This window comes from Geobacter sp. (genome assembly GCF_027327745.1).
Lineage (GTDB): Bacteria > Desulfobacterota > Desulfuromonadia > Geobacterales > Geobacteraceae > Geobacter.
Map to the genome: position 1 here is coordinate 20,931 of NZ_DAHVYG010000053.1, position 6,108 is coordinate 27,038.

7 protein-coding genes are annotated in these 6,108 nt (G+C 66.0%); 6 read left to right on the top strand and 1 reads right to left on the bottom strand.

Features of this window, described 5'->3' with window-relative positions; all coding sequences use genetic code 11:
* Positions 1 to 3: 3 nt before the first annotated feature.
* Positions 4 to 351 carry a PilZ domain-containing protein gene (locus tag M6689_RS10355; protein ID WP_298271169.1) on the top strand — a complete coding sequence of 116 codons (348 nt, stop codon included), beginning with the start codon at positions 4 to 6 and terminating at the stop codon, positions 349 to 351.
* Here the strand turns inward: M6689_RS10355 and M6689_RS10360 are convergent.
* Positions 336 to 926: a helix-turn-helix domain-containing protein gene (locus tag M6689_RS10360; RefSeq protein WP_298271171.1), complete on the bottom strand. Its 591-nt coding sequence runs from the start codon at positions 924 to 926 to the stop codon at positions 336 to 338. The two genes, M6689_RS10355 and M6689_RS10360, sit on opposite strands and share 16 nt — an antisense overlap.
* Positions 927 to 1,128: 202 nt before the next feature.
* Between M6689_RS10360 and M6689_RS10365 the strand changes: the two genes are divergently transcribed.
* From M6689_RS10365 to M6689_RS10385, 5 genes are all read left to right on the top strand, one after another.
* Positions 1,129 to 2,544 carry a DegQ family serine endoprotease gene (locus M6689_RS10365; protein WP_298271175.1) on the top strand — a complete coding sequence of 472 codons (1,416 nt, stop codon included), beginning with the start codon at positions 1,129 to 1,131 and terminating at the stop codon, positions 2,542 to 2,544.
* A 34-nt stretch (positions 2,545 to 2,578) separates the two neighbouring features.
* Positions 2,579 to 2,842 carry a hypothetical protein gene (locus M6689_RS10370; protein ID WP_298271177.1) on the top strand — a complete coding sequence of 88 codons (264 nt, stop codon included), beginning with the start codon at positions 2,579 to 2,581 and terminating at the stop codon, positions 2,840 to 2,842.
* A gap of 72 nt (positions 2,843 to 2,914) precedes the next feature.
* Positions 2,915 to 3,880, top strand: a complete 966-nt coding sequence (locus tag M6689_RS10375; RefSeq protein WP_298271179.1) for an RluA family pseudouridine synthase — start codon at positions 2,915 to 2,917, stop codon at positions 3,878 to 3,880.
* A gap of 41 nt (positions 3,881 to 3,921) precedes the next feature.
* The gene (pgeF, locus tag M6689_RS10380) at positions 3,922 to 4,722 is read left to right on the top strand and encodes a peptidoglycan editing factor PgeF (RefSeq protein WP_298271181.1); all 801 of its coding nucleotides are present in this window, start codon (positions 3,922 to 3,924) and stop codon (positions 4,720 to 4,722) included.
* A 26-nt stretch (positions 4,723 to 4,748) separates the two neighbouring features.
* Entirely contained in the window at positions 4,749 to 5,918 is a 1,170-nt protein-coding gene (locus M6689_RS10385) for an aminotransferase (RefSeq protein ID WP_298271183.1), read from the top strand.
* Positions 5,919 to 6,108 lie beyond the last annotated feature (190 nt).

Below are 6,108 nucleotides of genomic sequence, written 5' to 3' on the forward strand. Positions count from 1 at the left end.
GGAGTGGACGCGCGTACGTGCCGGCGGATGCCGGTGAAGGTAGGGTGCTGGCTCGTGGAACTCGGCGGCTCGTCGTGCGTTTATACGTTCGATATCTCCGAGAAGGGGGTATCGGTTGTCACTGAGGATCCCTTTCCCGTGGGGCAGGTGGTAACCCTCCAGTTCTTCACCCCCCATTCCGCCACTGCCGTTACCCTGGAGGCCGAGGTGGTCTGGAGCTGTCTCGAACCGGAAGGGGGGATGGGGCTCAAGTTCATCAACATCGACGAAGAAAGGAAGGAAATTCTTCGCGAGTTTGCCCGCCTTCTCCGCCAGCAAAAGGAAGAAGCGGGGGATCAGTCCCGGGAATAGAGGACTGCCACCGCCATCGCCTTTCCGCCGCCTACCGAGACGTACCCGTGGGGTTCCGACGAAACGTAGTAGATGCTGTCTCCCGGCAGCAGCCGCATCGTTTCGCTGCCGTAGTGGAACTCCAGTTCCCCTTCCAGCAGGTAGATGAACTCGAAGCCGTCGTGCTTGTAGAAGAACCCGTCTTCCCACTCCCGCAGTTCGAACTCCACCAGAAACGGCTCCATCGGCTTGTGCCGGATGCCGGGGGCAAGCGAGCGGTAGACATAGCCGTGGGGGGCGTCGTTGCCGGTGCGGCGCCTGCTCGTCGCCTGCTCGACGGCCCGCGTGAGCACGAACTTCTGCTGATCCTCCTCCTCTTCGAAGAAGAAGTGGATGCCGACCTTGAGCCCCTTGGAGATCTTGAGGAGCGTGGCGATGGGGGGGGTGACCTGGTCGTTCTCGATCTGGGAGAGGAGCGGTTTGGAGAGACCGGAGAGCTCCGAAAGCTCCTGGAGGGTCAGCCGGCGCTCCTGGCGGAGTTTGCGGATCTTTTCGCCGAGCCGCAGTTCCTTGATCTGGGATTTGATGTCTTCCACTGGGGCCTCCTCATGTCTGCTCTGCCCGTTATAGGGCAATCGCGCCGGGGGCGTCAAGAGCATATTGTGCGCACGAGCAGGCGTTTCTCCGGCACTTGTCCCCATCGGTGCCGGCCCGGAAAGGGCGTTGACATCGCAGGGCTTTTTCGCTACCCTTTCAACGGTTTATATCCTTACGAGAGTCCACCAGAGGCTTTTTCCGATGAACTTCCGCCGCACACTCCTCATCGGGCTCGTTTTCCTGAGCTCGGTCACCGCCTGCAAGAAAAAGGAAGAGAAGCTCTTTTACGAATCGGGACGCACCGAAGCCCCGGTGAAGGAGGTGCCGAAGGATATTCTCGCCTCCCAGCAGGCCTTCGTCGAGGTTGCGAAGAAGGTCAATCCGGCGGTGGTAAACATCTCCACCATCAGCAGGAAGAAGATCGAGCAACCCCTGTTCGAGTTCTCCCCCTTCTTTGACGAGTTCTTCGGCAACCGTCCCCGGTACCGCCGGGACCGCAGCCTCGGCTCCGGCTTCATCATCAACAGGGACGGCCTGATCGTCACCAACGACCACGTGGTGCGCGATGCCGAGAGCATCCAGGTGAAGCTCTCCAACGAGAGCGTCTACGAGGCGCGGGTCATCGGCAGCGATCCGAAGACCGATATCGCGGTCATCAAGATCGGCGCCAGGGAGAGTCTCCCCGCGGCGGTCCTCGGCGATTCCGACAAGCTCCAGGTGGGGCAGTGGGCCATCGCCATCGGCAACCCCTTCGGCCTCGACCGGACCCTGACGGTGGGGGTGATCTCCGCCACCGGCCGCTCCAACATGGGGATCGAGACCTACGAGAACTTCATCCAGACCGATGCCTCCATCAACCCGGGGAACTCGGGGGGGCCCCTTCTCAACGTCTACGGCGAGGTGATCGGGATCAACACCGCCATCGTCGCCGCCGGCCAGGGGATCGGCTTCGCCATCCCGATCAACATGGCGAAACAGATCGTCACCCAGCTCGTCAGCAAGGGGAAGGTGACCCGCGGCTGGCTCGGCGTGACGATCCAGCCGGTCACCGGGGAGCTGGCCAGGGAATTCGGCCTCAGGAAGCCCCGCGGGGTCCTGGTGAGCGACATCCTCGATGGGGGTCCCGCCGCGAAGGGGGGAATCCGCCAGGGGGACATCATCCTGGAATTTGACGGCACGGAGATCAGGGACGCCCAGCACCTCCAGCGGGTGGTGGCCGATACCCAGCCCGGGAAAAAGGTGCCGGTCACCGTTTTCCGCGAGGGGCGCGAGGTGAAGCTGACGGTGACCGCCGCCAGCGCCGACAGCCGGGAGGCCCGCGGGGCCCGGCCCCAGGCGGGAGAGCCCGACTCCCTCGGCCTGGCCGTGGAGGACCTCCCTCCGGACATGCTTCGCCGCGGGGCCACCGGCGTCATGGTCGCCGACGTGGACGAGGGGAGCATTGCCGCCGAGGCGGGGCTGCGGCCGGGGGATGTCATCGTCGCCGTCAACCGGAAACGGATCGCCAACCGCGCCGACTACGACCGCGCCATGGGCGACGCCCGGCGCCGCGGGGTGGCCGTCCTGCTGGTGCGCCGCGGCGATTCGAGCATTTACTTCTCCCTTCCGCTGCGGTAGCGGCGCGAGAATTTCAACGAACAGGGGACGCTCCATGAGCCTTATTGACAATCCCGACCAGGCACGGCGCCTTGCCCGCGCCATCATTTCGGATATTGCGATCTACAACCGCGAGAAGGTGGAGCGGGGGATCAGGGAGGACAACATCTTCGAGCTCCTGGCGGAAGACATCGAAGAGGGGCGCCAGCACTTCCTGTCGCGGGTCACGCCCGAACTGGCTTCCGCCACGATCTACGATCTCGCCCTGGTGGACGTCCTCATCAAGCGGGCGGGGAAGATCGAGTCCACCATCTGGTAGCTCCCGATGGTATCCCATCGTCCGGGCAAGGCGCGGCTCGCGGGTCGCGCCTTCGCTGTTTCTTGAGGTGTCATGGAATCACGGTTTGAACTGACAGTTTCCACCGAGGGGGAGCCGGAGCGCCTCGACCAGTTCGTGGCCCGCTCCGTGGCAGGGCTCACCCGCTCGGCGGCCCGGCGCCTCATCGAGGAGGGGCGGGTGGCGGTGGCCGGCGAGGTGGCCAAGGCGTCCCTGAAGCTTAAAGGGGGGGAACGGGTGACGGTGGAGGTGCCGCCGCCGGTGGCGGCAACCCCCGCGGGGGAGGAGATCCCCCTCGATATCCTGTACGAGGACGGCGACGTGGTGGTGGTCAACAAACCGGCCGGGATGGTGGTCCATCCGGCGGCGGGGAATCCCTCCGGCACCCTGGTCAACGCCCTCATCGCCCACTGCACCGACCTCTCCGGAGTAGGGGGGGAACTGCGCCCCGGCATCGTCCATCGGATCGACAAGGATACCTCCGGGGTCCTCGTGGTGGCGAAGAACGACCGGGCCCACGAGGGGCTCTCCCGCCAGTTCCGGGACCACACCGTGAAGCGCGTCTACCTGGCCCTCGCCTTCGGCACGTTCCGCCAGGACAAGGGGCGGATCGAGGGGGCCATCGGCCGCCATCCGGTGGACCGGAAGCGGATGTCGGGGAAGGCGCGCCGCGGCAAGCACGCCGTCACCCACTGGAAGGTCCTCGGGCGCTATCCCGGCATGACGCTCGTGCAGCTTCGGCTTGAGACCGGCCGGACCCACCAGATCCGGGTCCACTTGGCCGAGGCTGGCCATCCCCTGGTGGGGGACGAGGTCTACGGCGCCGGCGGGCGGGCCAACGATCTGCGGGACCCGCGGCTCCGGGCGCTCGTGCGCCAGCTCGGCCGCCAGGCCCTCCATGCCAAGACCCTCGGCTTCCTCCACCCGGCCAGCGGCGAGTATCTGGAGTTCGACACGGCGCCGCCGGAAGACATGATGCGGATAATCAACTATCTCGAGGGGGCGGAGCAGGGCGCATGAGCCGTTCGCCTCTGCCCCCCTTTTCACAAGGAGTTCTTTCCATGGAGATGAAACGATCCGACAAGGTCCACTATCTGGAGCCGGCCCTCTTCACCGCCGCCGGGGTTTCGGCCCACGGCTTCACCACCCGTCACGAGGGGGTGTCGCGTCCTCCCTACAATTCCCTCAACCTGGGGACCAACACCCTCGACTCTTCCCATGCCGTGGAGGGGAACCGGAGCATCCTCGCCCGGGGCTTCGGCGCCGATGTGGAGCGGCTCGTGACGGTGAACCAGGTGCACGGTATCGACCTCCTCGTCATCGATTCCCCCAATCCGGACTACTCCTACTTCCAGAGGCTGGAGGCCGACGGCATCATCACCAACCAGCCGGGGGTGATGATCGGGGTCTGCGTGGCCGACTGCGTGCCGGTGCTCCTCCTCGACCCCGTGAAACGCGTGGCGGCGGCCCTTCATGCCGGCTGGAAGGGGACTGCGGCCGGCATCTGCCGCAAGGGGATCGACGCCTTCATCGGCCTCTTCGGCTCCGACCCGCGTGATATCCTGGCCGCGGTGGGGCCGGGGATCGGACCCTGCTGCTACGAGGTGGACACACCGGTGGCCGAGGCGTTCCGCAGGGGGGGACACGCCTGGGAGGAGGTCGCCGCCATCAGGGATGTGTCGCGGTGGCGGCTGGATCTGGCGAAGGCCAACGCCCGGCAACTGGCCGAGGCGGGGGTGCCGGAGCGCAACATCGAGACGAGCGGCCAGTGCGTCTCATGTGCGCCGGAGCTCTTCTTTTCCTACCGCCGCGACGGCGGGGAGACCGGCCGGCAGATGGGATTCATCATGCTGAAGCCGTAGCATGAGGCAGTGTCCGGGAGGCAGCCGTGAAGTTCCCCGTATCCGACCAGATCCGCTCCGTTCACTTTCCCCCCATCTCCGAGGTGAAGGGGTGGCTCGCCCACCGGGAGCCGGGGGACCCCCGTCCCCTGGTCGATCTCTGCCAGGCGGTCCCCGACTATCCGCCGGCCCGCCAGCTCACCGACTACCTGGCGACGATGCTCGACGACCCGGCGGTCTCCAGGTACTCCCCCGACGAGGGGCTCCCCGAGGTGCGGGAGGCGGTCTGCGAGCGTTACGGCCGGCTCTACGGCACCGGCCCCTCGCCGCGGCAGCTCTGCCTCACCATCGGCGCGAGCCAGGCCTTCTGGCTTGCCATGGTGACCCTCTGTCGGGCGGGGGACGAGGTGATCGTGCCGCTCCCCGCCTATTTCGACCACCCCATGGCGCTGGAGATCCTCGGCATCCGGCCGGTCTTTCTCCCCTTCGACGAGGATCGGGGGGGGATCGTCGATCCGGCGGCGGTGGCGCGTCTCATCACCCCCCGCACCCGGGCGATCCTCCTCGTCACCCCCTCGAATCCCACCGGCGTCGTCACCCCTCCCGATGTCATCCACGAACTTTATTCCCTGGCGCGGCGCCGGGGGATCGCCCTGCTCCTCGACGAGACCTACGCCGATTTCATCCCCGGCGGCGAGCGCCCCCATGACCTCTTCGCCGATCCAGCGTGGGGAGACCACTTCGTCCAGATCATGTCGTTCGGCAAGACCTTGGCGCTGACCGGCTACCGGGCGGGGTGTCTCGTCGCCTCCGAGCCGTTCATCCACCACGCTCTCAAGGCCCAGGACACCATGGCGGTCTGCCAGCCCCGCATCACCCAGCACGCGGTCATGTATGGCGTTCGTCACCTGGACGGCTGGGTCGACGCCAACCGCCGGATGATGGAACGGCGCCACGATCTCTTCCGGCTAGAATTCACGCGCCCCGGCAACCCCTTCGGCCTCGTGGCGAGCGGTACCTTCTTCGCCTGGGTGCGGCATCCCTTTCCGGGGCTCTCCGGCCGGGATGTGGCCCGGCGGCTCGCTCTCGAAGCCGGGGTAATCTCCCTCCCCGGCGAGGTCTTCGGCCCCGGCCTCGAAGGGTATCTGCGGCTTGCCTTCGGCAATATCCGGGAGGAGGCAATACCAGAGGCGGCGGAGCGGTTCCGGGCGTTGTAAGGGAGTTGCTGCGACTGCGGGAGTGGGTGAGGGAAGGGAAAAACAGAGACGGGGTCCGGTCATCACCGAACCCCGTTTTCAATGCAGGTGCTTGCTCCTCCAGGAGTCTGTCGGACTTAGGGAATCGTAGCGAGAGAATGGCAGATCGAGGACAGATTTTCGGGAATTTGAAGGCGAATAGTGGTTCTAT